The sequence below is a fragment of the Lentzea xinjiangensis genome, from assembly GCF_900110955.1.
GTDB classification, from domain to species: Bacteria; Actinomycetota; Actinomycetes; order Mycobacteriales; family Pseudonocardiaceae; genus Lentzea; species Lentzea xinjiangensis.
In genome coordinates this window covers 157,367-181,660 of record NZ_FOFR01000017.1, presented here as the reverse complement: position 1 = coordinate 181,660, position 24,294 = coordinate 157,367, and the positions used below count along the sequence as shown (strand labels likewise).

General features: G+C 71.8%; 26 protein-coding genes. 14 read left to right on the top strand and 12 right to left on the bottom strand.

The window, feature by feature from the left end:
- The first annotated feature begins 132 nt into the window (after nucleotides 1-132).
- The 9 genes from uraH (at nucleotide 133) to BMW88_RS42240 (ending at nucleotide 8,601) form a co-directional block, all read left to right on the top strand.
- Nucleotides 133-435 carry a hydroxyisourate hydrolase gene (gene uraH, locus BMW88_RS30300; protein WP_177221467.1) on the top strand — a complete coding sequence of 101 codons (303 nt, stop codon included), beginning with the start codon at nucleotides 133-135 and terminating at the stop codon, nucleotides 433-435.
- Nucleotides 436-437: 2 nt separating this feature from the next.
- Complete coding sequence (locus BMW88_RS30295) at nucleotides 438-1,313, top strand: FAD binding domain-containing protein (RefSeq protein ID WP_089957115.1); 876 nt, start codon at nucleotides 438-440, stop codon at nucleotides 1,311-1,313.
- Entirely contained in the window at nucleotides 1,304-1,765 is a 462-nt protein-coding gene (locus BMW88_RS30290; protein ID WP_089957112.1) for a (2Fe-2S)-binding protein, read from the top strand. The genes BMW88_RS30295 and BMW88_RS30290 overlap by 10 nt, the downstream gene beginning before the upstream one ends.
- Complete coding sequence (locus BMW88_RS30285) at nucleotides 1,762-3,114, top strand: 8-oxoguanine deaminase (RefSeq protein ID WP_089957109.1); 1,353 nt, start codon at nucleotides 1,762-1,764, stop codon at nucleotides 3,112-3,114. The genes BMW88_RS30290 and BMW88_RS30285 overlap by 4 nt, the downstream gene beginning before the upstream one ends.
- Nucleotides 3,111-5,297: a molybdopterin cofactor-binding domain-containing protein gene (locus BMW88_RS30280; RefSeq protein WP_089957108.1), complete on the top strand. Its 2,187-nt coding sequence runs from the start codon at nucleotides 3,111-3,113 to the stop codon at nucleotides 5,295-5,297. The genes BMW88_RS30285 and BMW88_RS30280 overlap by 4 nt, the downstream gene beginning before the upstream one ends.
- Before the next feature lie 21 nt (nucleotides 5,298-5,318).
- Nucleotides 5,319-5,780, top strand: coding sequence for a nucleoside deaminase (locus BMW88_RS30275; RefSeq protein ID WP_245778166.1), 462 nt, complete (start codon nucleotides 5,319-5,321; stop codon nucleotides 5,778-5,780).
- 98 nt (nucleotides 5,781-5,878) lie between these two features.
- Nucleotides 5,879-7,279 carry an NCS2 family permease gene (locus tag BMW88_RS30270; RefSeq protein WP_089957106.1) on the top strand — a complete coding sequence of 467 codons (1,401 nt, stop codon included), beginning with the start codon at nucleotides 5,879-5,881 and terminating at the stop codon, nucleotides 7,277-7,279.
- Between the two features lie 25 nt (nucleotides 7,280-7,304).
- Nucleotides 7,305-8,387: an XdhC family protein gene (locus tag BMW88_RS30265; RefSeq protein ID WP_089957104.1), complete on the top strand. Its 1,083-nt coding sequence runs from the start codon at nucleotides 7,305-7,307 to the stop codon at nucleotides 8,385-8,387.
- The gene (locus tag BMW88_RS42240; RefSeq protein WP_425434706.1) at nucleotides 8,272-8,601 is read left to right on the top strand and encodes an allophanate hydrolase-related protein; all 330 of its coding nucleotides are present in this window, start codon (nucleotides 8,272-8,274) and stop codon (nucleotides 8,599-8,601) included. The genes BMW88_RS30265 and BMW88_RS42240 overlap by 116 nt, the downstream gene beginning before the upstream one ends.
- 350 nt (nucleotides 8,602-8,951) lie before the next feature.
- Here the strand turns inward: BMW88_RS42240 and BMW88_RS30255 are convergent, their stop codons facing one another.
- The 5 genes from BMW88_RS30255 to BMW88_RS30235 are packed head-to-tail and all read right to left on the bottom strand — an operon-like array spanning nucleotide 8,952 to nucleotide 13,375.
- Nucleotides 8,952-9,575 (bottom strand): response regulator, encoded by a 624-nt coding sequence (locus BMW88_RS30255; protein ID WP_089957098.1) that lies wholly within the window; start codon nucleotides 9,573-9,575, stop codon nucleotides 8,952-8,954.
- A 49-nt stretch (nucleotides 9,576-9,624) separates the two neighbouring features.
- The gene (locus BMW88_RS30250; protein WP_089957210.1) at nucleotides 9,625-10,779 is read right to left on the bottom strand and encodes a sensor histidine kinase; all 1,155 of its coding nucleotides are present in this window, start codon (nucleotides 10,777-10,779) and stop codon (nucleotides 9,625-9,627) included.
- 9 nt (nucleotides 10,780-10,788) lie between these two features.
- Nucleotides 10,789-11,514, bottom strand: a complete 726-nt coding sequence (locus BMW88_RS30245) for an ABC transporter permease (RefSeq protein WP_245778165.1) — start codon at nucleotides 11,512-11,514, stop codon at nucleotides 10,789-10,791.
- Entirely contained in the window at nucleotides 11,498-12,391 is an 894-nt protein-coding gene (locus BMW88_RS30240; protein WP_089957092.1) for an ABC transporter ATP-binding protein, read from the bottom strand. Before BMW88_RS30240 ends, BMW88_RS30245 begins: the two co-directional genes overlap by 17 nt.
- A gap of 57 nt (nucleotides 12,392-12,448) precedes the next feature.
- Nucleotides 12,449-13,375 carry a LysR family transcriptional regulator gene (locus BMW88_RS30235; RefSeq protein ID WP_089957207.1) on the bottom strand — a complete coding sequence of 309 codons (927 nt, stop codon included), beginning with the start codon at nucleotides 13,373-13,375 and terminating at the stop codon, nucleotides 12,449-12,451.
- Between the two features lie 71 nt (nucleotides 13,376-13,446).
- Here BMW88_RS30235 and BMW88_RS30230 point away from each other — a divergent pair, with 71 nt between their 5' ends.
- Both BMW88_RS30230 and BMW88_RS30225 read left to right on the top strand, forming a co-directional pair.
- Complete coding sequence (locus BMW88_RS30230) at nucleotides 13,447-14,349, top strand: SDR family NAD(P)-dependent oxidoreductase (RefSeq protein ID WP_089957091.1); 903 nt, start codon at nucleotides 13,447-13,449, stop codon at nucleotides 14,347-14,349.
- Between the two features lies 1 nt (nucleotide 14,350).
- Nucleotides 14,351-15,169 (top strand): SDR family NAD(P)-dependent oxidoreductase, encoded by an 819-nt coding sequence (locus BMW88_RS30225; RefSeq protein ID WP_089957089.1) that lies wholly within the window; start codon nucleotides 14,351-14,353, stop codon nucleotides 15,167-15,169.
- Here BMW88_RS30225 and BMW88_RS30220 read toward each other — a convergent pair.
- Nucleotides 15,162-15,752 carry a TetR/AcrR family transcriptional regulator gene (locus BMW88_RS30220; protein ID WP_089957086.1) on the bottom strand — a complete coding sequence of 197 codons (591 nt, stop codon included), beginning with the start codon at nucleotides 15,750-15,752 and terminating at the stop codon, nucleotides 15,162-15,164. The two genes, BMW88_RS30225 and BMW88_RS30220, sit on opposite strands and share 8 nt — an antisense overlap.
- Before the next feature lie 79 nt (nucleotides 15,753-15,831).
- Between BMW88_RS30220 and BMW88_RS30215 the strand changes: the two genes are divergently transcribed.
- Together BMW88_RS30215 and BMW88_RS30210 are read left to right on the top strand one after the other, a co-directional pair.
- Nucleotides 15,832-16,161, top strand: a complete 330-nt coding sequence (locus tag BMW88_RS30215) for an antibiotic biosynthesis monooxygenase family protein (protein ID WP_089957084.1) — start codon at nucleotides 15,832-15,834, stop codon at nucleotides 16,159-16,161.
- A gap of 15 nt (nucleotides 16,162-16,176) precedes the next feature.
- Nucleotides 16,177-18,588 (top strand): ATP-binding protein, encoded by a 2,412-nt coding sequence (locus BMW88_RS30210; protein ID WP_089957082.1) that lies wholly within the window; start codon nucleotides 16,177-16,179, stop codon nucleotides 18,586-18,588.
- On the opposite strand, the gene BMW88_RS30205 is transcribed toward BMW88_RS30210, so the two are convergent.
- On the bottom strand, nucleotides 18,554-19,156 hold the full coding sequence (locus tag BMW88_RS30205) for a DUF305 domain-containing protein (protein WP_089957080.1): 603 nt from the start codon (nucleotides 19,154-19,156) through the stop codon (nucleotides 18,554-18,556). The two genes, BMW88_RS30210 and BMW88_RS30205, sit on opposite strands and share 35 nt — an antisense overlap.
- 135 nt (nucleotides 19,157-19,291) lie before the next feature.
- On the opposite strand from BMW88_RS30205, the gene BMW88_RS30200 reads away from it, so the two are divergent.
- A complete protein-coding gene (locus tag BMW88_RS30200; RefSeq protein WP_177221471.1) occupies nucleotides 19,292-20,728 on the top strand; it encodes an LVIVD repeat-containing protein in 1,437 nt (478 codons plus the stop codon).
- Nucleotides 20,729-20,741: 13 nt separating this feature from the next.
- Here BMW88_RS30200 and BMW88_RS30195 read toward each other — a convergent pair whose 3' ends face one another.
- The 5 genes from BMW88_RS30195 to BMW88_RS30180 form a co-directional block, all read right to left on the bottom strand.
- A complete protein-coding gene (locus BMW88_RS30195) occupies nucleotides 20,742-21,902 on the bottom strand; it encodes an MFS transporter (RefSeq protein WP_089957078.1) in 1,161 nt (386 codons plus the stop codon).
- A complete protein-coding gene (locus BMW88_RS30190) occupies nucleotides 21,903-22,298 on the bottom strand; it encodes a VOC family protein (RefSeq protein WP_089957076.1) in 396 nt (131 codons plus the stop codon). It abuts the gene before it with no gap.
- A 7-nt stretch (nucleotides 22,299-22,305) separates the two neighbouring features.
- Nucleotides 22,306-22,680, bottom strand: coding sequence for a low temperature requirement protein A (locus BMW88_RS44105; protein ID WP_281249466.1), 375 nt, complete (start codon nucleotides 22,678-22,680; stop codon nucleotides 22,306-22,308).
- Nucleotides 22,635-23,177, bottom strand: coding sequence for a low temperature requirement protein A (locus tag BMW88_RS44100; RefSeq protein ID WP_281249465.1), 543 nt, complete (start codon nucleotides 23,175-23,177; stop codon nucleotides 22,635-22,637). The genes BMW88_RS44105 and BMW88_RS44100 overlap by 46 nt, the downstream gene beginning before the upstream one ends.
- 85 nt (nucleotides 23,178-23,262) lie before the next feature.
- The gene (locus BMW88_RS30180) at nucleotides 23,263-24,294 is read right to left on the bottom strand and encodes an ABC transporter ATP-binding protein (protein WP_089957073.1); all 1,032 of its coding nucleotides are present in this window, start codon (nucleotides 24,292-24,294) and stop codon (nucleotides 23,263-23,265) included.

Here is a 24,294-nt window from a genome sequence, read left to right as displayed (position 1 = left end):
TTGCCAGAACGGGTGACGTTCGTAGGAAAGCACAAATTACCGGCTGCGAGAGCCTGACGATTCATGTGTCGTGGCCGTAGAGGTGTGTGCCTCCGGGTCTGTGTACTGGATCACAACGAGATGGGAGGGCGAGTGACGATCTCCACGCATGTGCTGGACGCGGCACGCGGCAGGCCGTTCGCCGGCATCGCCGTGTCGCTGCAGCGGCGCGACGGGACCGAGGTGGCCACCGCGGAGACGGACGCCGACGGCCGGATCGCCGGGTGGGGTGACGGCCTGGCGGCCGGCGTCTACCGGCTGGTGTTCGACACCTCCCAGGCCGCGCCGTTCTTCCCCGAGGTCGTGCTCACGTTCGACTACGCCGACCCGGCCCAGCACTACCACGTGCCGTTGCTGCTGTCGCCGTTCGCCTACTCCACCTACCGAGGTAGCTGACGATGGACTTCCTTCGACCGGAAACGCTCGCGGAGGCGCTGGAGCTCAAGGCCTCCCGGCCCGACGCCGTGCCGATCGCGGGCGGCACCGACGTCATGGTGGAGCTGAACTTCGACCACCGCAGGCCGGGCGCGCTGCTGGACCTGACCAGGGTCCCCGAGCTGCGGCAGTGGTCGGACGGCCTGCGGATCGGGGCCGCCGTGCCGTACGCGCGGATCATCGACGAGCTCGGCACCGCGCTGCCGGGTCTCGCCATGGCCGCGCGCACGGTCGGGTCGCCGCAGATCCGCAACCGGGGCACGGTCGGCGGCAACCTCGGCGCGGCCTCCCCCGCCGGGGACACGCACCCGGTGCTGCTCGCCTCGGACGCGGTCATCGAGGTGGCCTCCACGCGCGGACCGCGGATGATCCCGGCCACCGAGTTCTACCTCGGCGTCAAGCGGAACGCGCTGGAGCCGGACGAGCTCATCGTGGCCGTCCACCTCGCGCCCGCCGCGGGGCCGCAGCAGTTCGCCAAGGTCGGCACCCGCAACGCCATGGTGATCGCGGTGTGCTCGTTCGCGATCTCGTTGTTCCCCGGCGAGAACCGGGTGGGCGCCGCCGTCGGGTCGGCCGCCCCCACGCCGCGCCGGGCGCACGAGGCCGAGGCGTTCCTGGCCGCGGAGCTCGACTTCGCGACGCCGAAGCCGCTGCTGGACTCGGTGAAGCGCGAGTTCGGGGAACTGGTCTCGCGCGCCGCGTCGCCGATCGACGACGTGCGCGGGTCGGCGGCGTACCGCGAGCACGCCTTGGCCGTGATGGCCCGCAGGACGCTGGGCTGGGCCTGGCAGGAACTCCTCAGCCGGAAGAACAGGGGCGGTGAGCAGTCATGCGCGTGAACGTGACGGTCAACGGCGAGCAGCGCCAGGCCGACGACGTGTGGGAGGGCGAGTCGCTGCTGTTCGTGCTGCGCGAGCGCCTCGGGCTGCCCGGCTCGAAGAACGCCTGCGAGCAGGGCGAGTGCGGCTCGTGCACGGTGTACCTGGACGACGTGCCGGTGTGCGCGTGCCTGGTCGCGGCGGGGCAGGTGCAGGACCGCGAGGTCCGCACGGTCGAAGGACTCGCCGAGGGCGACCGGCTCGACCCCGTGCAGGAGGCGTTCGTCGAGGCGGGTGCGGTGCAGTGCGGTTTCTGCACGCCCGGTCTCGTCGTGCAGGCGCACGACCTGCTCAGCCGCGTGCCGGACCCGTCAGACCCGGAGATCCGCGAGGCCTTGGCCGGCAACCTGTGCCGGTGCACGGGCTACGAGAAGATCCTGGACGCCGTGCGGCTGGCGGCGGCGCGCCGATGATCGTCCTCGACCGCTGCGCGGTGTCCACTGTGGATTCGGCCGGGACCGAGCACGCGTCCGGTCACGTCGTCGTGGCCGGCGGGCGGATCTCCTCCGCCGGCGCGGGTCCCGCGCCCAGGCCCGCCGAGGCGCACACCTACGTCGACGCGTCGTCGTGCCTGGTCACGCCCGGGCTGATCAACACGCACCACCACCTCTACCAGTGGGCGACACGCGGGCTCGCGACCGACGCCACGCTGTTCGAGTGGCTGACCGCGCTGTACCCGGTGTGGCGCGGGCTCGACGACTCGGTGACCCACGCGGCGGCGTCCGCCGGTCTCGCCAGGCTGGCGTTGACGGGCTGCACGCTCGCCGCCGACCACCACTACGTGTTCCCGGCCGGAGGCGGTGACGTCTTCGACGCCCTGGTGTCGGCCGGTCGGCGGATCGGGATCCGGCTGGAGGCCGTCCGCGGGTCGATGGACAGGGGCGAGTCGCGGGGCGGGCTGCCGCCGGACAACCTGGTCGAGGAGACCGAGGCCGCGCTGATCGCGACCGAGCGGGCGATCGGCGCCCACCACTGCACCGCCGACGACGCGCTGGTCCGGGTGGCCGTGGGGCCCTGTTCGCCGTTCTCGGTGTCGAAGGAGCTGATGACCGGTGCCGCCGCGCTGGCCCGCCGGCACGGCGTCCGGCTGCACACGCACCTCGCCGAGACGCTGGACGAGGAGGAGCAGTGCCTGGCGGAGAACGGGTGCACGCCGACCGAGTACGCCGAGCAGCTCGGCTGGCTGGGCCCGGACGTGTGGCTCGCGCACACCGTGCACCTCGACTCCGACGCGGTGAAACGGCTCGGGGCGACCTCGACCGGGTCCGCGCACTGCCCGACGTCCAACGGGCGGCTGGGCACCGGCATCGCGCCGGTGCGCGACCTGCTGGACGCGGGGGTTCCGGTCGGCCTCGGCGTCGACGGTGCGGCGTCAAACGAGGACGGTGGACTGGTGATCGAGCTGCGGTCGGCGTTGTACCAGGCCCGTCAGCGCGGCGGCCCCGGCGCGCTGGACGCCCGCAAGGCGTTGTGGATGGGCACGATGGGTGGCGCTCAGGTGCTCGGCCGCGCCGACGCGCTGGGCTCGATCGAGCCGGGCAAGGTCGCTGACCTCGCCGTGTGGGACCTGTCCGGGATGGACCACGCGGGCATCGCGGACCCGGTGGCGGCACTCGTGCTGGGCCCTCCCCCGCCGTTGAAACTGCTGGTGGTCGGCGGTGAGGTCGTGGTGCGGGACGGCGTCCTGCTGACGGCGTCGACCGACGAGCTGGCCCGCGAGCTCTCCGCGGCCGGCCGGAAGCTCCAGGAGGCAGCACGATGACCCTCACTCCCGCCGAACTCACCTCCGCGGTCTCGGGTGGCATCGGGACGTCACCGCAGCGCCCGGACGGCAACCTCAAGGTGCGCGGCGAGTTCGCCTACGCGTCCGACCTGTGGCACGAGGACATGATCTGGGGCGCGACGCTGCGATCACCGCACCCGTACGCCCGCATCACGTCGGTGGACATCACCGAGGCATTGCAGGTGCCGGGCGTGTACGCGGTGCTGACGCACTCGGACGTGCCAGGACGCAACCTGTACGGGCTGGAGCACAAGGACCAGCCGGTGCTCGCGGTCGACGTCGTGCGCTACCAGGGCGAGCCGATCGCGCTGGTCGGTGCCGACCACCCCGAGACCGCGCGGCGCGCGATGAAGAAGATCGTCGTGGGCTACGAGGTGCTGGAACCCGTCGTGGACATGGAGACCGCCGCCGACGACACCCCGCTGCACCCCGGCGGGAACCTGGTGCGGCACGTGCCGATCCGGCGCGGCTCGCAGGACGTCGCGGCCGAGGTCGTCGTCACCGGGCGGTACGAGGTCGGCATGCAGGACCAGGCGTTCCTCGGCCCGGAGTCCGGGCTCGCGGTGCCGGCCGACGACGGCTCGGTCGACCTGTACATCGCGACGCAGTGGCTGCACGTCGACCGCTCGCAGGTGGCCGCGGCGCTGGGCCTGCCGGAGGAGAAGGTGCGGCTGACGCTGTCCGGCGTCGGTGGCGCGTTCGGCGGTCGTGAGGACCTGTCGATGCAGGTGCACGCTTGTCTGCTGGCCCTGCACACCGGCAAGCCGGTGAAGATGGTCTACAACCGCGAGGAGTCGTTCTACGGCCACGTGCACCGGCATCCCGCCGTGCTGTACTACGAGCACGGCGCCGACCGCACCGGCAAGCTGGTCTACGTCCGGGCTCGCATGTACCTCGACGGTGGCGCGTACGCCTCCTCGACGCCCGCTGTGGTGGCCAACGCGGCGACTCTGGGCGTGGGGCCGTACGAGGTCGACAACGTGACCGTTGACGCCTACGGCGTTTACACGAACAACCCGCCGTGCGGGGCGATGCGCGGATTCGGTGCCGTGCAAGCAGGTTTCGCCTACGAGTCCCAAATGGACAAGCTGGCCGAGGCGCTCGGCATGTCACCGGTCGACGTCCGCGTGCGCAACGCGATGACCGAGGGCTCGGTGATGCCGACCGGGCAGGTGGTCGACTCCGCCGCGCCCGTCGCGCAGCTGCTGAAGCTGGTGCAGGACAAGCCCTTGCCCGCCGGCACGTCGTCGGACCTGCGCGAGCTGCCCGGTGGTGTCTCGAACACCACGCACGGCGAGGGCGTGGTCCGCGGTGTCGGTTACGCCGTCGGCATCAAGAACATCTGCTTCTCCGAGGGCTACGACGACTACTCGACCGCGCGGGTGCGGGTCTCGATGGTCAACGGCTCGCTGGCCGCCGCCGTGCACACCGCCGCCTGCGAGGTCGGCCAGGGCCTGGTGACGATCATGCAGCAGATCGTGCGGACCGAGCTGGGCATCGAGCTCGTGACCGTGCTGCCGATGGACACCACGATCGGCAACGGCGGCTCCACGTCGGCCTCGCGCCAGACCTACGTGACCGGCGGCGCGGTGAAGGCCGCGTGCGCCCTGGTCCGCGACCGCCTGGCGGGGCGCACCGACATCGGCGACGAGGTGATCGACGAGACGACCGAGTGGCGGCACCGCGCGACCGAGGCCATCGACCCCGAGACCGGGCAGGGCAACGCGCACGTCCAGTACGGCTTCGCCGCGCACCGCGCCGTCGTCGACGTGGACGTCGAGCTCGGTCTGGTCCGCGTCGTGGCCCTGGACTGCGCGCAGGACGTGGGCCGTGCGCTGAACCCGCAGGCCGTGGTGGGCCAGATCCAGGGCGGCTCCGCCCAGGGCCTCGGCCTCGCGGTGATGGAGGAGATCCAGACCTCCGGCGGCAAGGTGCGCAACCCGTCGTTCACCGACTACCTGATCCCCACCGTGCTCGACATGCCGCCGATGAGCATCGACGTGCTCGAGCTCGCCGACCCGCACGCCCCGTACGGCATCCGCGGCGTCGGCGAACCGCCCACCATCTCGTCGACCCCGGCGATCGTGGCGGCGATCCGCGCGGCGACCGGCCTGGCGCTCACCCGCGTCCCGGTCCGCCCGGAACACCTCACCGTTACCTGATCCCCTCTGGAGCTCCCCGCTGTGAACGCACATCTGCTCGCCACCATCGACCTGGCCACCCGCAACGTGGCCTCCGGAGGTGGCCCGTTCGGCGCGATGGTCGTCCGCGCCGGCGCGGTCGTCGCCACCGGCGTCAACCAGGTGACGCAGACGCTCGACCCCACCGCCCACGCCGAGGTCGTCGCGATCCGCGCGGCCTGCCTGGCCCTCGGCGACTTCAAGCTGACCGGCTGCACCCTGATCTCCTCGTGCGAGCCGTGCCCGCTGTGCCTGTCCGCGGCGCTGTGGGCACGGGTCGACGAGGTCGTCTACGCCGCCGACCGCCACGACGCGGCGGCGGCCGGGTTCGACGACCGCGAGTTCCACGAGCTCTTCGGCAAGCCCCGCGACGAATGGGACCTGCCGGTGCGCCGGATCTCCACCGGCGAGGACAACGCCCCGTTCACCGCGTGGCTGTCGCTCCCCTCCCGCATCGACTACTGACGGCCACAAGCCAGTCCACCTGCTGGCCGGAGCTCGCACCGCACAAACGCGTTCCGGCGTTGGAACGCGCCCACCGGCATGGGAAAGGCCGTCCCCTCATGACCCAGTTGCGAAGCCGACCGAAATCATCGCCGTTGGACCGGTTCTTCCGCATCACCGACCGCGGCAGCACCGTCGCCCGCGAGGTGCGCGGTGGTATCACGACGTTCGTCGCGATGTCGTACATCGTGCTGCTGAACCCGTTGATCCTCGGCGCGTCCGCCGACGTCACCGGCGCCAAGCTCACGATCGCCGAGATCACCACGGCGACCGCCCTGGCCGCCGGCGTGATGACCGTCCTCATGGGACTCGTCGGCAACGCGCCGCTGGCGGTCGCCGCCGGCCTCGGCGTCAACGGCGTGGTGGCCTTCCAGATGGCGCCGGCCATGACGTGGGCGCAGGCCTTCGGCCTGGTGGTGCTGGAGGGCATCTGCATCGTGGTCATGGCCGCCTCCGGTCTCCGCGAGCGGATCATCACCGCGATCCCCGAGCCGTTGAAGATCGCCATCACCGTGGGCATCGGCTTCTACATCGCGTTGGTGGGGCTGGTCTCCGCCGGTTTCGTGACCCGCACCCCGGACGCGGCCGGTTCCTCGGTGCCGGTGCGGATGGGCGTCGACGGCCACCTGAGCGGCTGGCCGATCGTGGTCTTCTGCCTCGGCCTGCTGCTGATGATCGTGCTGATGGCCCGCGGGGTGCCTGGTGCCGTGCTGGTCAGCATCGCGGTGGCCACGGTCGTGGCGGTGGTGGTGAACTCGGTGTTCGCGGTCGGCGGCTGGGGCCTGGTGACGCCCTCGCTGCCGTCCTCGGTCGTCGCCTCCCCCGACTTCGGGCTGCTCGGCAGGGTGGACCTGCTCGGCGGGTTCGCCTCGGCGGGCGTGCTCGCCGCGACGATCTTCCTGTTCACGTTGGTGCTGTCCGGTTTCTTCGACGCCATGGGCACCATCACGTCGGTAGCGGACGAGGCCGGCCTCACCCGTGACGGCCGCGTCGAGGGCATGGGCCGGATCCTGGTGGTCGACGGCGCCGGCGCCATCGCCGGTGGCGTCACGGGATCGGCGCCGAACACCGTGTTCCTGGAGTCGGCCGCGGGCGTCGGCGAAGGCGCCAGGACCGGCCTGGCCTCGCTCGTGACCGGCGGCCTGTTCCTGGTGGCGTTGTTCTTCACGCCGCTGGCCACCGTCGTGCCCGCCCAGGCCGCGGCACCGGCCCTGGTGGTGATCGGCGGCCTGATGATGACGCAGATCCGCCGGATCCCGTGGCAGGACGCGGACTTCACCATCCCGGTGTTCCTGACCGTGGCGATCATCCCGTTCACCTACTCGATCACCAACGGCATCGGCGCCGGCCTCGTGTCCTACGTCGTGCTGCGCGTCTGCAAGGGCCGCTGGCCCGGCTGGCTGATGACCGGCCTCGCCCTGATGTTCGCCGTGTACTTCGGCGTGGACCTGATCGGCTGACCGCTCCTCGACCTCGGAGGTTCCCATGCGCGACCTCGCTCCGACCTTGCTGTCGTGGGACCGGTTCGCGGTCGCCTCGGTGGTGGCCGTGCGCGGCAGCGCGCCCCGCCCCGCCGGCGCGGCGATGGCCGTCGGCCCGTCCGGCGAGGTGATCGGCAGCGTGTCCGGCGGCTGCGTGGAGGCCGAGGTCTACGACCTGGCCCGCACGGTGCTGGAGACGTCCCGGCCCGCCCTCGCCACCTTCGGCTGCTCCGACGACACGGCGTTCTCCGCCGGTTTGACGTGCGGCGGTTCGTTGGACGTGCTGGTGCAGCGGGACAGTCCCCCGCTGCGCGCGGCACTGCGGGCCGCCCTGGACGGACACCCGCTGTCGGTCCGCTTCGCGGCGGAGGGCCGCGTGTTCACCGAGTCCTGGCTGCCGCCTCCCCGGCTGCTGGTGTTCGGCGCGATCGACCACGCCGCCGCCGTGGCCGAGATCGGCCGCTTCCTCGGCTACCGCGTGACGGTGTGCGACGCGCGCCCGATCTTCGCGACGCCCGCCCGCTTCCCCGCGGCGCACGAGGTCGTCGTCGACTGGCCGCACCGCTACCTCGCGTCCACCCACACCGACGAGAGCACGGCGGTGGTGGTGCTGACGCACGACCCGAAGTTCGACATCCCGGTGCTGACCGAGGCGTTGTCGAGGCCGCTGGCCTTCGTCGGCGCCCTGGGCTCCCGGCGCACGCACGCCGAACGCCTCTCCCGGCTCCGCGCGGCGGGTGTGCCCCCGGCGGAGCTGACGCGCCTGCGCTCACCGGTGGGGCTCGACCTCGGCGGCCGCAGCCCGTCCGAGACGGCGGTGTCGATCGCGGCCGAACTCGTGGCCACCCGCTGCGGCGGCACCGGCCTGCCGCTGTTCTCCCTGTCCACGCCCGTCCACCGACCCCTGGAGAGCCATGGCACTGATCTTCCTCAACGGCGGCGGCATGAGGGGCGGCCCGCTGCACGGCCAGTTGCAGGGCACGCCGATGGTGTGCCGGGCGCGCAGTGCGGCGAAGTACCGGTACTTCTCGGTGCGGGGCAGGTTCCCCGCGATGCACGAGTCGGGCTCGGCCGCGGTGGTGGGTGAGCTGTACGACCTGCCGCTCACGGTCCTGCGCGACCACCTCCTCCCGGCCGAGCCGCCGGAGCTGGAGATCGGCGTCATCGAGCTGGCGGACGGCAGCGCCGCGCTGGCCACCGTCCTGCGCGACGCGGTGGTCGAGCCACTGCTCCGATCGGGTGACATCCAGGACATCTCGTATCTCGGGGACTGGCGGGAGTTCCTACAACGCGAGGGGTGAGGGAGTGGCAAGGGGGAGTTGCCGCAAGCGGCGGGACCATCCGTGATGGTCCCGCCGCGGGGGATGTTCTGCGGGCTCGGCGCCTGTGGCTTCAACGTTAGCGGCCTCGGCACCCGCGATCTGAACGTCAGCGGCCTCGGCACCCGCGATCTGAACGCCAGCGGTCTCGACACCAGCGGCTTCAACGCCAGCGGTCTCGATACCCACGATCTCAACGCCAGCGACCTCGACACGCCCGGCTCCGACACCAGCGGCCCTCGACACGCGCGGCCCTCAAGACCCGCGGCTCCGACACCCGCAGCCCTCAGCACCCGCGGCTCCGACACCAGCGGCCCTCGACACCCGCGGCCTCAGCGCCGCCGTCCGCGCAACAGCCCGCGCTCGTACGCCACCGCGACGGCCGCAGCCCGGTCCGAGACCCCGAGCTTCGCGTAGACGTGCAGCAGGTGCGTCTTCACGGTCGCCTCGCTGATGAACAGCGCCGCCGCCACCGCCCGGTTCGTGGACCCCTTGGCCACCAGCGCGAGCACGTCGAGCTCCCGTGCCGACAACGGTTCCAGCGCGGGCTCCCGGACCTGCCCCAGCAACCGGGTCGCCACCGCGGGCGACAGCACGGCCTCGCCCGCGTGCGCGGCCCGGATGGCCCGCTGCAGCTCGTCGCGCGGCGTGTCCTTCAACAGGTAGCCGGTGGCACCGGCCTTGATGGCCGGCAGGACGTCCCGGTCCGTGTCGTAGGTCGTGAGCACCAGCACCCGGCACGGGTGGTCGCGCAGCCGTTCGATCGCCGACAGCCCGTCGGAGCCGGGCATCCGCAGGTCCATCAGCACCACGTCGGGTCCCAGCGCCGTCACGACGGCCACCGCCTCGTCACCGGAGGCGGCCTCGCCCACGACCTCGAAGTCCGGTGCGGCGAGCATGCCGCGCAACCCGTCGCGCACCACGGGGTGGTCGTCGACGATCACCAGCCGGATCACGCGCACCTCCTCGTCCCGCCGGTGCCGGCCCGGCCGGCCGTCACGCCGGTCACGCCGGCACCCGAGCCGAGATCGCCGTCCCCGCGCCGGGTTCGGACTCCACGGACAACGCCCCCGACAGCCGGTGCACCCGGTGCCTCATCGCGGGCAGCCCGAAGCCGGAGGACGGCCGCGTGAGGTCGAAGCCCACGCCGTCGTCGCGCACGTCCAGCGTCACGACGTCCTCCATGTACGACAGGGTCAGGCCGACCCTGGAGGCCGCGGCGTGCTTCGCCACGTTCGACAGCGCCTCCTGGGCCGTGCGCAGCAGGGCGACCTCCACCTCCGGGTGCATCACCCGGACGGAGCCGGTCAGCGTCATCGACACCGGCACGCCGTTGACCGTCGACCAGCCCGACGCCACCTCGTCCAGGGCTTCCGGCAGGGCCGCGGAGTCCAGCGCGGGCGGGCGCAGCGCGTGCACCGAGCGGCGGGCCTCCGCCAGGTTCGCGCGGGCCAGCTCGGCGGCCACCGCCACGCGGCGCTCCCAGTCGGACGACGAGGCCGCCGACAGCTGCGTGATGATGCCCGCCAGGCCTTGGGCGAGGGTGTCGTGGATCTCTCCGGCCATCCGGTGCCGCTCGTCCTGCACCCCCGCCTCGTGCGCCTGCACCAGGAGCTGGGCGTGCAGGCCCTCGTTCTCCTCGAGCAGCTCCTTGCGCTGACGGGACTGTTCGGTCGTCACGTGCCCGACGAACGTGAACGTGCACGCCACCACCACGAACACCATCATCAGCAGCCAGAAGGCGGGCCGCGCCTCGGCGGGCGGGTAGCCGCCGAACAACGACAGCGTCGCCAGCACGGCCGTCAGGCCCACGGCGAAGAACATCCGGCGACCGCGCAGGACCTCGCTCGCGTAGACGTACACCGCGTACGACACCGCGCCGAACCAGTGCTCGCGCATTCCCAGCACCGCGTAGAACACGACCAAGCCGGCGACGAACACGGTCATGAGCCCCATGCGGTTGCGCCACTGGGGATGCAGCGTGAACCACCACGCCATCCACGCGTAGCCGAACGCCACCAGGCCGTAGGTGACCCAGCGCTCCGAGGCCGAGTGCGCGGTGAAGATCGAGTAGATCACCGTCGTCGCGGTCAGCACGAAGTACGGGATCGCGTGCGCGAGGAACGTGAGCCTGCGCTCCCACCTGTCCAGCACGACCATGTCCACGAGCTACTCCCAGCGGAACGTCCTGGCCGCGACCGTACCCGCCACGAGACCCACCAGTCCCATGATCGCGAGATGCCTCCAGTCCGGAGCGGTTCCCAGCCACGCCTGCTGCAACGCCTCCACGCCAGGAGGCGCGTACGAACCGATCGCCTGGATCGCCGGGGGCAGCATGAACCGCGGCAGGTACACGCCGCCGAAGAACATCAGCAGCATGAACACCGCCGTGGCCCAGCCACCGGCCGCTCGCGCGTTCGGGGCCAGCGCGGCGATCACCAGTCCCAGCGCGAACGTCCCGGCGCCGCCCAGGACCACGGCACCTGCCAGGCCGAGCGGGTGGTGGGGCAGGTCGACGCCGAACACGAGGTGCGCCACCACGACGGTCAACAGCACCGACAAGATCGCCGCGACGAAGTTGACCACCATCTGCCCGGCCAGCAACCGCGCCGGGTGCATCGGTGTCGTCGACAGCCGACGTAACACGCCCTTCTCCCGATAGGTCGCCACAACCGTCGGCACGCGCTGCAGACCGATGAACCCCAACGTGAACACGACCAGCGACGACAGGTAGCTGTCGATGAACCGCAGTCCGCCGAACTCCTCGGCGGGTGTGCGCAACGCCGGAACCGCCCCCAGCACCAGCAACAGCAGCGTCGGGAACAACACGGCGAACAACGAGTTCAGCCGGTCGCGGACGAACAGCCGGGCTTCCACCTTAATGATCTTCAGCACCACTACCCCCGGTCAGTTCGACGTAGGCGTCGTCCAGCGAGACCTGGTCGACGCGAAGCCCGCGCGCCACGACCTGCCTGCGCGCCAGCAGGGAGGTCACCGCGTGCAGGAGGTCCTCCGACCCGCTGACGACGATCTGCTGCCCTGCCGTCGTCACGTCGGTGACGTCCGGCAGCGCCCGCAGCGCCGCGAGGTCCACCGGAGCGGACGGGACGAACCGCACCCGCGTGGCACCGTCCACCCGCGACACCAGACCGGAGGGCGTGTCCAGCGCGGCGATCCGGCCGTCGCGGAACACCGCCACCCGGTCGCAGAGCCGTTCCGCCTCCTCCATGAAGTGGGTGACCAGCAGGACGGTCACGCCGGCCGACCGCACGTCCTCGATCACCGACCACGTGTCGCGCCGCGCCTGCGGGTCGAGCCCCGTCGTCAGCTCGTCGAGGATCGCGACCCGCGGCGACCCTGCCAGCGCCAGCGCGATCGACAGCCGCTGCTTCAGCCCGCCGGACAGCCGCCCGAACTCCACCCCCAGGTGCGCCGACAGCCCCAGCCGCTCCGACCAGTCGACCGGCGCCGGGTAGAACGAGGAGAACAGCGAGAGCGCCTCGCGGACGCGCATCCGCTCCGGCAGCTCCGAGGACTGCAGCTGCACCCCGATGGCGGACCGCACCTCGGCGGGCGGCCGCCCCAGCACGGTCACGCTGCCCCGGTCCGGCCTGCGCAGCCCGGACACGCACTCCACGGTCGTCGTCTTGCCGGCCCCGTTCGGCCCCAGCACACCGAAGATCTCCCCCTCGGCCACCTCGAAGGACACCGAGTCCACGGCGACCTTCCGCCCGTACCTCTTGCCGAGGTCGCGCACTGCGATGATTGCCATGCCCCCACGATCGAGCAGCGCGCGGCGGAGATCATCGAACAGCCGGTCGGACCGGCATCAACCGATCGGTTGATGCTCCGTCTCCAGGACAGCGGCCCGCAGCGCCGCGGCGAGCCGTGCGACGGGTTCAGGAAGAAGCCCGGGAAGCCGCGCGAGCAGGATGCGGCGGCGTTCGGCGGGACCGCCCCGCACCGGGAGCACGCGCACACCGGCGGGCACGACGGCCACCAGCGCGGCGGGAACGGTCGTGATGCCGAAGCCCGCGGCGACCAGGTGCAGCTTCGCCAGCCAGTCGCGGGCGGTGTGCGCGACAACGGGCCGTTCGCCGAGTCCCGGCCACACACCCATCACGAGCTGGTCGCCGGGCCCGGCGATCCAGCGCCGGCCCCGGAGGTCGTCGACCTCCACGAAGTCCTCGCGGGCCAGCGGATGCGTCGCGGGAACGGCGACGCGCAGGCTGCGCTCGGCGAGGACGTCCACCGCGAGTGCGGGGGTCTCGTCGTCGGGCGCGCGGAACGGTGGCGACGACGCGATCAGCGCGGCGTCCAGCGTGCCGGCCCGCAGCGCGCGCACCAACGCCGGTGTGCTGCCCTCGCGCGTGACAACCGTGATCGACGGATGCGTGCGCGCCAACGATGTGAGCGCCTGCGGCACGAGCCAGGCACCGGCCGTGGCGAACCAGCCGAGCCTGACCGTGCTCGTGTCTTCCTCGGGCAGTCCCGCGAGTTCCCGCGCACCCGCATCGACCTGATCGACCACCACGGCAGCCCGCCGCAACACGAGCCGACCGGCCGCGGTGAGCCGTACCCCGTCGTGACGTCGTTCGAGCAGCACGGCACCGGCAGCCCGTTCCAGAGCGGCGACCTGCCTGGACACCGCCGACTGGGTGTAGCCCAGCGCGGTGGCGGCCGCCGTCAACGTGCCACGCTCGGCCACCTCGCGGAAAACCCGGAGCGCCACCAGCGACGCGTCGTTCAAGGCCATGATGGTCACGCATACCCCAGTTGCGGAACTTTCGCTACCCGCATGGTCCCGGCAGGCCTAGCGTCGAAGGCGTGATCGAAACGCAGTTCGGGTTCAGCAGTACCGCCGCCGAGGTCGTCGAAGGCCTCGACCTCACCGACAAGCGCGTGGTCGTGACGGGCGCGTCGTCCGGCATCGGCGTCGAGACGGCCAGGGCGCTGGCGAGCGCCGGCGCCGAGGTCACCCTCGCCGTCCGCGACGTCGCCGCGGGCGAGAAGACCGCCGCCGGCATCGGCGGCACCGTCCACACCGCGAAGCTCGACCTGACCGACCTGTCCTCCGTCGAGGACTTCACCCGCGGCTGGCGGGGCCCGCTCGACGTCCTCATCGCCAACGCGGGCGTGATGGCGACCCCCGAGCGGTACACCGAGCAGGGCTGGGAATGGCAGTTCGCCACCAACCACCTCGGCCACTTCGCCCTGGCCACGGGCCTGCACGGTGCGCTCAAGGCCGCCGGCGGCGCTCGCGTCGTCTCCGTCACCTCCCGGGGCCACATGCTCTCGCCGGTGGTCTTCGACGACGTCCACTACGCGTTCCGCCGATACGAACCGTGGGGCGCTTACGGCCAGAGCAAGACCGCGAACGTCCTGTTCGCGGTGGAGGCAACGCGTCGGTGGGCGGATGACGGCATCACCGCGAACGCCGTCATGCCCGGCGCCATCCTCACCAACCTTCAGCGCCACATCGGACCGAGCGACGTCGACCCGACGATCACCAAGTCGGTCGAGCAGGGCGCGGCGACGTCGGTGTTCGTGGCCACCTCGCCGCTGTTGCGGGGCATCGGCGGCCGCTACTTCGACGACTGCGCCGAAACGCGGACCGTCGACCGCCGCGACGAAGCCCCGCCGATGCGCGGTGTCGCCCGCTACGCCCTCGACCCCGGCAACGCCGCACGCCTGTGGACGTACTCCGAAACCCTCCTCGCGAAGGCCTGACATGACAGTCGCACTCGTCACCGGCGCCACCCAGGGCCTCGGCCTCGCCCTGGCGGCAGGGCTCGCCCAACGGCTGCGGCCCGCCGACACCGTCTACCTCACCGGCCGCGACGCCGGCCGGATCACCGCCGCCGTGCGGACCGTGCCCGGCGGCGGGGCGGAGGTCCGCGGCGCGCTGCTGGACGTCGCCGCCCCCGGCTCGGCGGCACGGCTCGCGCGGGAGGTGGGAGAACGGCACGGCGGTATCGACATCGTCTTCGGCAACGCCGTCATGCGCATCGGTCCCGACGACAACCCGCGCGAGATCATCGACGACTACACCGAGACCAACAACTTCGGCACCACCAGGCTCCTGCGCGCCTTCGCACCGCTGCTGAACGACAACGGCAGGCTGCTCGTCGTCGCCAGCTCACTCGGCACGCTGGCCCACCTGGCACCGGTGCTGCACCGGCGGTTCACCACCGCGTCCACATTGGACGAGATCGACCGCGGGATCGCCGGCTGGCGGGACACCACGAAGCAGGGCCGCGTCAGCGCGTGGCCCGCGTTCGTGAACATCCCGTCGAAGGTCGGCCAGGTCGCCGCCGTCCGGGTGCTCGCCGCCCAGCGCCGCGAGCACGACCGGCCGCGCGGCGTCCTGGTCGCCGCCGTCTGCCCCGGGATGATCAACACGCCGACGTCGGCGCTGTGGTGGGACGTCAGCGGCGCCCCCAGCCCGGCGCAGGCCGCCAAGGCGTTGCTGGACCTCGCGTTCGACCCCGTCAAGCCGGAGCACTACGGCGAGCTGGTGCGCGACGGCGAGGTGGTGCCGTTCAGCTGATGGGCTGGTCCAGCCCGTGCACCACCTGGTCGAGGAGCGTCTGGATGACCGCCTCGTTGTGCTCGGTGCGGCCGGGCGTGATCATCCGCGACGTCGCCTCGACCATGGCGTGCACGAGCATCGCCCGCAACTGTGCGCGCTGCACCCCGGCCGTCGTGAACACACCGACCAGCGGCGCCAGCAACCGTTCGTGCTCCGCCCTGATCTGCTCGCGCGACGAGTCCGGCAGCGTGTGCGCGGACAGGGCGACCACCGCGCCGTGACTGCCGTCGGTGATGATCGCCAGCTCGGTGCGCAGGTACGCCTCGATCTTCGCCGGCACGGACGAGGCGCGGTTGACCGCGTCCTCCAGCTTGTCCGCCCACTCCGGCAGCGCGTCGGACACGATCGCGGCGACCAGTTCCTCACGCGAGCGGAAGTACTCGTACAGGCTCGGCCGCGACAACCCGACGCGTCTCGCGAGCGACGCGAGCGTCAGCGCCTCCGCTCCCTCGGTCGCCACGATCTCGCGCCCGGCGTCCAGCAGGGCGCGCAACCGGTTGGCGCGGTGCTCCGCGACGGTGTCGGCGCTGATCCTCGGCACCGGGGCAGTTTATCGCGCTTGCTTTCCCGACGGTGTGTTGGAATAGTTCCCGACAGAGCGTCGGAATCGGGAGGCCAGCATGTTCATCGCGACCAACCGCCTGTTCGTCCCCACCGAGCGGGCGGAGGAGTTCGAGGCCCACTTCCGGGACAACATGCGGACGTTCCTGCCCGGCGTGCCCGGGCTGCTGCGCAGCACGCTGCTCAAGCCGACGCGCGAGGACCAGCCGTACGTGTCGGTCAACGAGTTCGAGTCCGAGGAGCACTTCCGCGCCTGGGTCGCCTCCGACTCGTTCCGCGAGGCGCACAAGCGCAACCGCGGCATCGCCCGCCACGTCACCGGCAACGCCGTCGAGACGTTCCAGCACGCCGAGGACATGGTGTTGCCACTGCAGCGCACCGAGCGGTAGGCGATACTCCCCCGCATGGGGGAAGTGCGGTTCCGGGTGCTCGGCCCGCTCGCGGTCGAGGTGGACGGACGCGAGGTTCCCGTGCCCGGCGGGCTCTGCCAGGCACTGCTCGCGGCGTTGCTGTTGCGCCCCAACGAGGTCGTGACCGCCGACGAGCTGATCACCCGCGTGTGGGGCGACGGCGGCAACCTCCGCGCGTTGCGCACGCTCATGAACCGGCTCAGGGTCGCGCTGGGCGAGGCCGGCTGCGTGCGCACGGTGGGCGCCGGCTACGTCGCCGAGCCGCAGGACCTCGACCTGCTGACGTTCCGCGCGCTGGCCGCGCAGGGCCGCAACGCCGAAGCGCTGGAGCTCTGGCGCGGCCCAGCGCTCGCCGGCGTCGACTCGGCCTGGGTGCGCGCGGAGGTGTCCGCGCTCGTCGAGGAACGCCGTGCGGTGCAGCAGAAGCTGACCGTCCCGCGGCAGATCCCCGCGCCACCCGCCCAGTTCGTCGGCCGCGACCACGAGCTGGCCGTGCTCGACGACACGTCCGGCCCCCTGGTCATCTCCGCGGTCAGCGGCGCCGCCGGCGTCGGCAAGACCGCGCTGGCGGTGCGCTGGGCGCACACCGCGGCCGACCGGTTCCCGGCGGGCCAGCTCTACGTCAACCTCCGCGGGTTCGACCCCGCCGCCGAACCGGCACGCCCGCAGGAGGTGATCCGGCGGTTCCTCGCGGCGCTCGGCGTGCCACCCGGCCGGGTCCCGCAGGACGAGGCCGCGCAGGCCGGCCTCTACCGGGAGCTGCTCTCCACCAGGAAGCTGTTGCTGCTGCTGGACAACGCGCGAGACGCCGGCCAGGTGCGGCCGCTGCTGCCCGGCGGTGGCGGCTGCCGGGTCCTGATCACCAGCCGCGACCGGATGGGCGACCTCGAAGGGGCGCGGTCACTCCCCCTCGGCATGCTCGGCCACGACGAGGCCGTCGCGCTGGTCGCCGAACGCGTCGGCGCCGCCCGCGCCGCCGCCGAACCGGACGCCCTCGTCCGCCTGGTCGAGCTGTGCGGCGGCCTGCCGCTCGCGCTGTCCGTCGTCGCCGCCCGCGCGGCCGCCGACGCCCAGCTCCCCCTCGCCGCGCTGGCGGAGGAGATCGCCGACGAGCAGACCAGGCTCGACTTCCTCGACACCGGGGACGAGCTCACGAGCGTGCGCGCCGCGTTCTCCTGGTCCTACCGGCGGCTGAGCGAGCCGGCCGCCCGCCTGTTCCGGTTGCTGGGCGCGCACCCTGGTCCCGACTTCACCGCCGCCGTGGCGGTCAGTCTCGGCAGCACGCAGTCCGTGCTCGACGAACTGACCGGCGCGCACCTGCTGACCCAGACCGACGACCGGCGCTACCACTTGCACGACCTGGTGCGCCTCTTCGCCCGCGGCCTGACGAGCGAGGAAGAACGACTCGACGCGCTGCACCGCCTGCTCGACCACTACCTGCACAGCACCCACCGCGTCCACGACAGGGCCGTCGGACCGTTCCGGACCCCGCTCACGCTCGCCGGTCCACTGCCGGGGGTGGAACCCGAGGAAGTCGATGACGCGGCCGCCGCGTGGGCGTGGTTCGACGCCGAGCTCGACGTGCTGACCGGCCTGGTCCCGGCCGGTGAGCAGGCCGGCCTCGACGTCCTCACGTGGCAGCTCGCCTGGAGTTTGACCAACGTCTTCGACCGCAAGGGCCGCTGGCACGAGTGGACCTCGGTGCTCGAAACCGCACTGGTGGCGGCCAATCGCATCGGCGACGCGGACACCGTCGCCCGCATCCGCCACGTCATGGCGCGCGCGTATCGCCGCACGGGCCGGCTGGACGAAGCGGTGGCCATGCTCGACGAGGCGATCAAGGCCTACCGGGAGCTCGGCGACGTCGCTTCGGAGGGCGACATGCTCCAAGTCCTCGCCGCGGTGCACGGCGACCGGGGACGCCTGCCCGAAGCACTCGCCGCCGCCCGCGAAGCCCTGGCCCTCGCCGAGCAGAGCGGCGACACGGTCGCCGTCGGGCCGGCGCTGAACCAGGTCGGCTGGTACAGCGGGGAACTGGGCGACTACCAGGCCGCGGTCGAGCACTGCGAGCGGGCGGTGGAGCTGAACCGGCGAACGGGGTCGCTCAACGGCCAGGCGGCCGCGTTGCACAGCGTCGCCCACGCCCGGCGCCACCTCGGCGACCTGCGGGGCGCGATCGCCGCCTCCCACCGCGCGCTGGACCTGTTCCGGGCCACCGGGTTCCTCGTCCTCGAAGCCGAGACGCTGGTCAACCTGGGCGACACCCACCACGCGGCGGGCGAGGCCGGACGCGCCCGCCACACGTGGCAGTACGCGCTGGCCATCTACGAGCACCTGGGCGACCGCGCGGCCGAGGACGTCCGGCGGCGTCTCACAGAGTGGGCAGCAGCGCCTTCATCCGGTTGATCTCGTCGGTCTGCGTGGCGATCACGTCGTCGGCCATCTCCTCGACCTGGACGTTGCTGCCGGCGCCGCGCACGTCCGTCGCCATCTTCAGCGCACCCTCGTGGTGCTTGATCATCAGCTCCAGGAACATCCGGTCGAAGTCCTTGCCGCGCGCCGCGCCGAGCGCGTTGAGCTGCTCCTGCGTGGCCATGCCCGGCATCGAGCCGTGATCGCCGTGCGAGCCCACGATGTTGTTGGTGCGCTGCCACTGCTTCATGGCGCCGATCTCCGGTTCCTGGCTGAACCGGATGCGTTCCGCCAGGCCCTTCACCGTCTCGTTCTGCGCGCGTTCCGGCGCGAACCGCGTCATCGCGAGCGCCTGCTCGTGGTGGGCGATCATCATCGCCACGTAGTCGCGGTCGGCGTCGTTCGGCGGTGGCGGCACGACGCCGGAGGCGTCCGAGGGCGCGATGGTGGGCGCGGAGCCGCCGGGAGTGTCCGGCGCGATGAGCGGCGCGGTCGCCGGCTCGGACGTACAGCCTGCCAACAGGGCGAACGCCGCCACGATGACCACAACCCCGGAACGCATGCCCGAAGAATACCCTCCGAAAGATGCTGGCCTTTAGCAAGGCGAAGGGGTGATACTCCCCCTCATCAACCCGACTGAGGGGGTCCAGCTGTGACTTCACGCGCAACGGCACGACGGCGCAGAGCGCCGTTGGCGATTCTGGGGGCGCTCGCGCTGACGCTGTCGACGTTGACGGCACCGGCCCTGGCCGAGCCCGACCTGCCGCCCGACGGCGCCGGCCTGAGCGAGGCTCAGCTCGAGGCGCAGGCCGAGGCGGTCAGCGGCATCCCGGGCGAGAACGAGATCAGCCGCAGCCGCAACATGGTGCGGGTGGCGACCCTGCCCAAGCAGGCTCCGCTCGACTCGACGCAGACCGACATCGCGTTCCAGGACAACTACGCGTTCGTCGGCAACTACAACGGCTTCGTCATCTACGACATCCGCAACCCGAAGAAGCCGACGATCAAGGCGCAGGTGCTGTGCCCCGGCTCGCAGAACGACATCTCGGTGTACGGGAACCTGCTGTTCCTGTCGACCGACTCGTCGCGCAGCGACAACTCCTGCAGCAGCGTCTCCCAGCCGGCGACCGAGAAGTCGTCCTGGGAGGGCATCAAGGTCTTCGACATCAGCGACAAGTCGGCGCCCAAGTACGTCGCCGCCGTCGAGACCGCCTGCGGATCGCACACCCACACGATGGTGCCGGCCAAGGACAAGAAGAGCGTCTACCTCTACGTCTCGTCCTACTCGCCCAGCGCCACGTTCCCGGACTGCCAGCCGCCGCACGACAAGATCTCGATCGTCAAGGTCCCGGTGAAGAGTCCGGCCTCGGCGTCGCTGCTCAAGGCTCCGGTGGTGTTCCCGGACGGCGGCAACGCCGGTCGCACCGGCACGATCGAGACCGGCTACACCTCGGCCACCAGCGGTTGCCACGACATCACCGTCTACCCGCAGCTCGACCTCGCGGCCGGCGCGTGCATGGGTGACGGCGTCCTCTGGGACATCTCCGACCGGGAGAATCTGAAGGAGATCCACCGGGTCCAGGACGACGAGCACTTCGCGTTCTGGCACTCGGCGACGTTCAACAACAGCGGCACCAAGGTCGTCTTCACCGACGAGCTCGGTGGCGGCGGCGCCGCGACCTGCAACGAGAAGATCGGCCCGAACCGCGGTGCCAACGGCATCTACGACATCGTGGGCAAGGGCAAGGACCGCAAGCTGGTCTTCAAGTCCTACTACAAGATCCCGCGCATGCAGGGCGACACGGAGAACTGCGTCGCGCACAACGGTTCGCTGATCCCGGTTCCCGGCAAGGACATCATGGTCCAGTCCTGGTACCAGGGCGGCGTCTCGGTGTGGGACTTCACGAACTCGGCCAAGCCGCGTGAGATCGGCTTCTTCGAGTACGGCCCGATGCCCGGTGGCGCCGGCGGCGGCACCTGGTCGACGTACTGGTACAACGGCTACATCTACTCCTCGGAGATGGGCCGCGGCTTCGACGTCATCGACATGCGCGACCCGCGCACGTTCGTGGCGAAGCTCTTCCGCACGGACGAGCTGAACGTCCAGACCCAGGGCAACTTCTACCGCGGGTAGGAGCGGCTCCAGCTCAGCGCGGCTGCCGGCGTTCGGCAGCCGCGCTGACTGCTGTCAGGGCCAGGGTCACCGCGACACCACCGAGCACCGCCCAGATGGGTGAGCCCACCTCCAGCGCCCACGCGATGACGACGGCCGTCAGGCCGTAGCCCGCGCCAGTCACCGCGTACATCATCGAGAACCCGGCCGCGTGCGCGCCGACCGGCAGCCGTTCGCGCAAAGCCAGGCTCCGCGTCACGAGCACGCCGGACTGGAACAACCCCGCCGCGAGCAGCGCGCCCGCGATGCCGGGCAGGTTCGGGAACAACGCGACCGCGCCGACGCAGGTCGCCGTCACCACGAGGAGCACGAGTCCCTGGGTGCGGAACGTTCCCGGCCACGGCCGCAGCCCGTACAGCACCGCGCCCAGCGCGCTGCACGCCGCGAAGCCGGTGAGCAGCGGCCCGGTCCAGCCGATGCCGATCCCCCGGTGCTCGAGCAACGCGGGCAGCACCAGCTCCGCGACGGCGAGCTGCGTCAGCGCCGCCGCGCTGACGAGGTAGATCGGCCACGCCGACGCCACCACGCGCACCTTCGCCGTGCCGGACCGGGAGGTCACGTGCCCGCGCGGCAGGATGAACACGAGCCACGCCGCCACGACGATCAACGACACGGAGACGACGACCGGCGCGCGGTGGTCGACGCCGAGCGCCAGCACGGTGACGAGCGCGGGCGCCACCGCCCACACCACCTGCGTGATCATGGCGTCGAAGCCCATCGCCTTGGGCACCAACGCGTCCGGCACCAGTCCGAGCAGCATCGCGCGCAGCCCGCCCGGTGTCGTCGACGGCCCGGCGCCCGCGACGAACGCCGCGATCACCAGCACCGTCACGTTCGTGGTCAGCGCCAGGGTCGTGAACGCGGCCGCGCCGACGACCAGCCCGGCGCTGAGCTGCCCGCGCATCCTGGTCGGGTCGAGCAGCAGGCCGAACAGCCCGGCGCCGAGGACCTCGCCCAGCACGTAGACCGCGGTGAGCGACGCCGCGAGGACGTAGCCGCCGGACAGCTCCCTGGTCAGGAAGACCATCGTCAGCGGCGTCATGGACATCGGCAGCTTCGCGGCGACCGTCACCACGGCGCACGCCAGCACGTCCCGGTTCGCGAGGTCGCGGTAACCGGCAGCGGAGATCGTCATCTACTCGCCCAGCTCCTGGAACAGGGTCAGCTGCAGCCCGGCGGGCGCGGCGAGGCGGGCGTTCAGCGAGTTCCACGGCGTGCGCGTGGGCTCCGCGATCACCTCGGCCCCCGCGGCCTCCAGGGCGCGGGTGGCGGCGGCGGAGTCGTCGACCTCGAACGCGACCCGGACGTGGCCCGCGACGCGCCTGCCGACCTCGACGGAGTCGATGAACTCCGCGTGCGGCGGGTCGGTGATCTCCAGGGTGGCCCGGCCGGCCTCGAGGATCGTGACCCGCCCGCCGTCGGACGCGAACGCCGCCCGTTGCTCGAGGCCGAGCACGTCGCGGTAGAAGCGCAGGGCCTCGTCGTAGTCGGCGGCGGTGACGACTAGGCGAAGTTCACGAACACCGGTCATGCACTGATCATCGCACCAGTCGCGTGAGGACCACGACAACCACGGCGATACCCGCCGTGACGCGGATCGGCGCTGGTCCGAACGTCGCAGCGAGCACGGCGGCCGCACCGAGGGGCAGCAGGTACCTGCGCGGCCCGGACTGGCCCGGGCAGCCCTGCACGTACCGGACGCAGACGAAGAAGACCGCGAGCGGCACCGTCGTGAACGCCGCGACCGTCGTGCCCGGCGCGTACGAGAGGTGCAGGTCGTAGCCGACGCCGGCCGCGAGGCCCGCGCCGAGCGCCGCGATCGAGCCGAGGACGAACAGGTGCGCGTAGCCCCACAGGAACGCCTTCTTCAGCGAGTGCAGGTGGGTCGGCGCCTCGAAGTGGACCCACCACACCGAGAACACGATGACCAGCGAGGCCGCGGCGAGCGAGACGAGGTCACGCCGCTGTCGAAGCCCTTCCGGAACGCGAGCGTCGCCGCCAGGATCGACTCGCCGAGCACGATGAGCGTGAAGAGGCCGTGCCGTTCGGTGATGTGGTGCGGGTGCCACGTCGTGGCGCCCGAGCGCTCCGCCCAGACCGGCACGAGCAGCTCGCCGATCATGAAGAGGACCCAGAGCGGGATCTGCAGGCTCGGCGGCGCGACGACGACCCGCAGCACCCAGAGCACCTGCATGAAGGCGTTGCCACCGGCGTAGCGCCGGGGGCAGCCGCAGTGCGCCGGGTTGCCCCGCGACGCCCGCAGCCAGTGCGCGACCATCGCGAACCGGATGACGACGTAGCCACCGACGATCCGGTAGTCCTGGTCCTCGAAGACGGCCGGGATGCCCGACGCGACGACGAGGACACGGCGTGGTGCAGCGAGGCGGCGGCCTGGGCGACCGCCACCCACCACGAAGCTCAGGTCGAACAGCAGCTCCAGCGGCGTCGCGACCCGGTGGGCATCCGCCGTGTCGCGCGCGACGAGCTCCCTGATCTCATCCCGGTACCACCATGATCCGTGAGCGGCTGAGGTCCAGTGCGACCCGCGTGCCCGGCCGGTAGGCCGCCGCCTGGTTGGACGGCTGGTCGACCCGCAGGACCTGCTCGCCCACCCGGACGGAGATCCGCGTGACCGGCCCGAGGAACGAGTGGGTCAGCACATCGCCCACGATCTTGCCAGCGGAACCGTCGCCGTCCGCCGAGACGCCGATGTCCTCCGGCCGCACGATGACGCGGACGTCGCTGCCGGACGGCTGGTCGTGCTCGGCCGGGACGGTGACGCCGTTGACGACGACGCTCTGGCCCTCCGCCTTGGCAGCGACCGAGTTCGTGACGCCCACGAACTGCGCCACGAACGCCGTCGCCGGTTGCCGGTAGACGACCGACGGCGAGTCGAGCTGCTCCAGCCGTCCGTGCGACATGACGCCGACCCGGTCGGAGACGGCGAGCGCCTCCTCCTGGTCGTGCGTGACGAACAGCGTCGTCATGCCGAGTTCCGTCTGGATGCGGCGGATCTCGTCGCGCAGGCTCACCCGGACCTTGGCGTCCAGGGCGGACAGCGGCTCGTCCAGCAGCAGCACGCGCGGCTGGATCGCGAGAGCCCGCGCCAGCGCGACGCGTTGCTGCTGACCACCCGACATCTGGTGCGGGTAGCGGCCACCGAGGTGGGCGAGGCCGACGAGTTCCAGCAGCTCGGCCGCCCGCTTGGCGTCGCCCCTGCGCAGCTTGAGGCCGAACGCGACGTTCTGCGCCGCGGTCATGTTCGGGAAGAGGCTGTAGGCCTGGAAGACCATGCCCATGTCGCGCTTGTTGGCGGGAACCCGGGTGATGTCCCTGCCGCCCACGGTGACCGTGCCCGAGTCGGCGGTCTCGAAGCCCGCGACGATGCGCAGCGCCGTCGTCTTGCCGCAGCCGGACGGGCCGAGCAGGCTGACCAGCTCGCCCTCGGCCAGCTCGAGGTCGAGGCCGTCGAGCGCGATGTTGCCGCCGAAGGACTTGCGCAGTCCCTTGAGTTCCAGGTGGCCCAT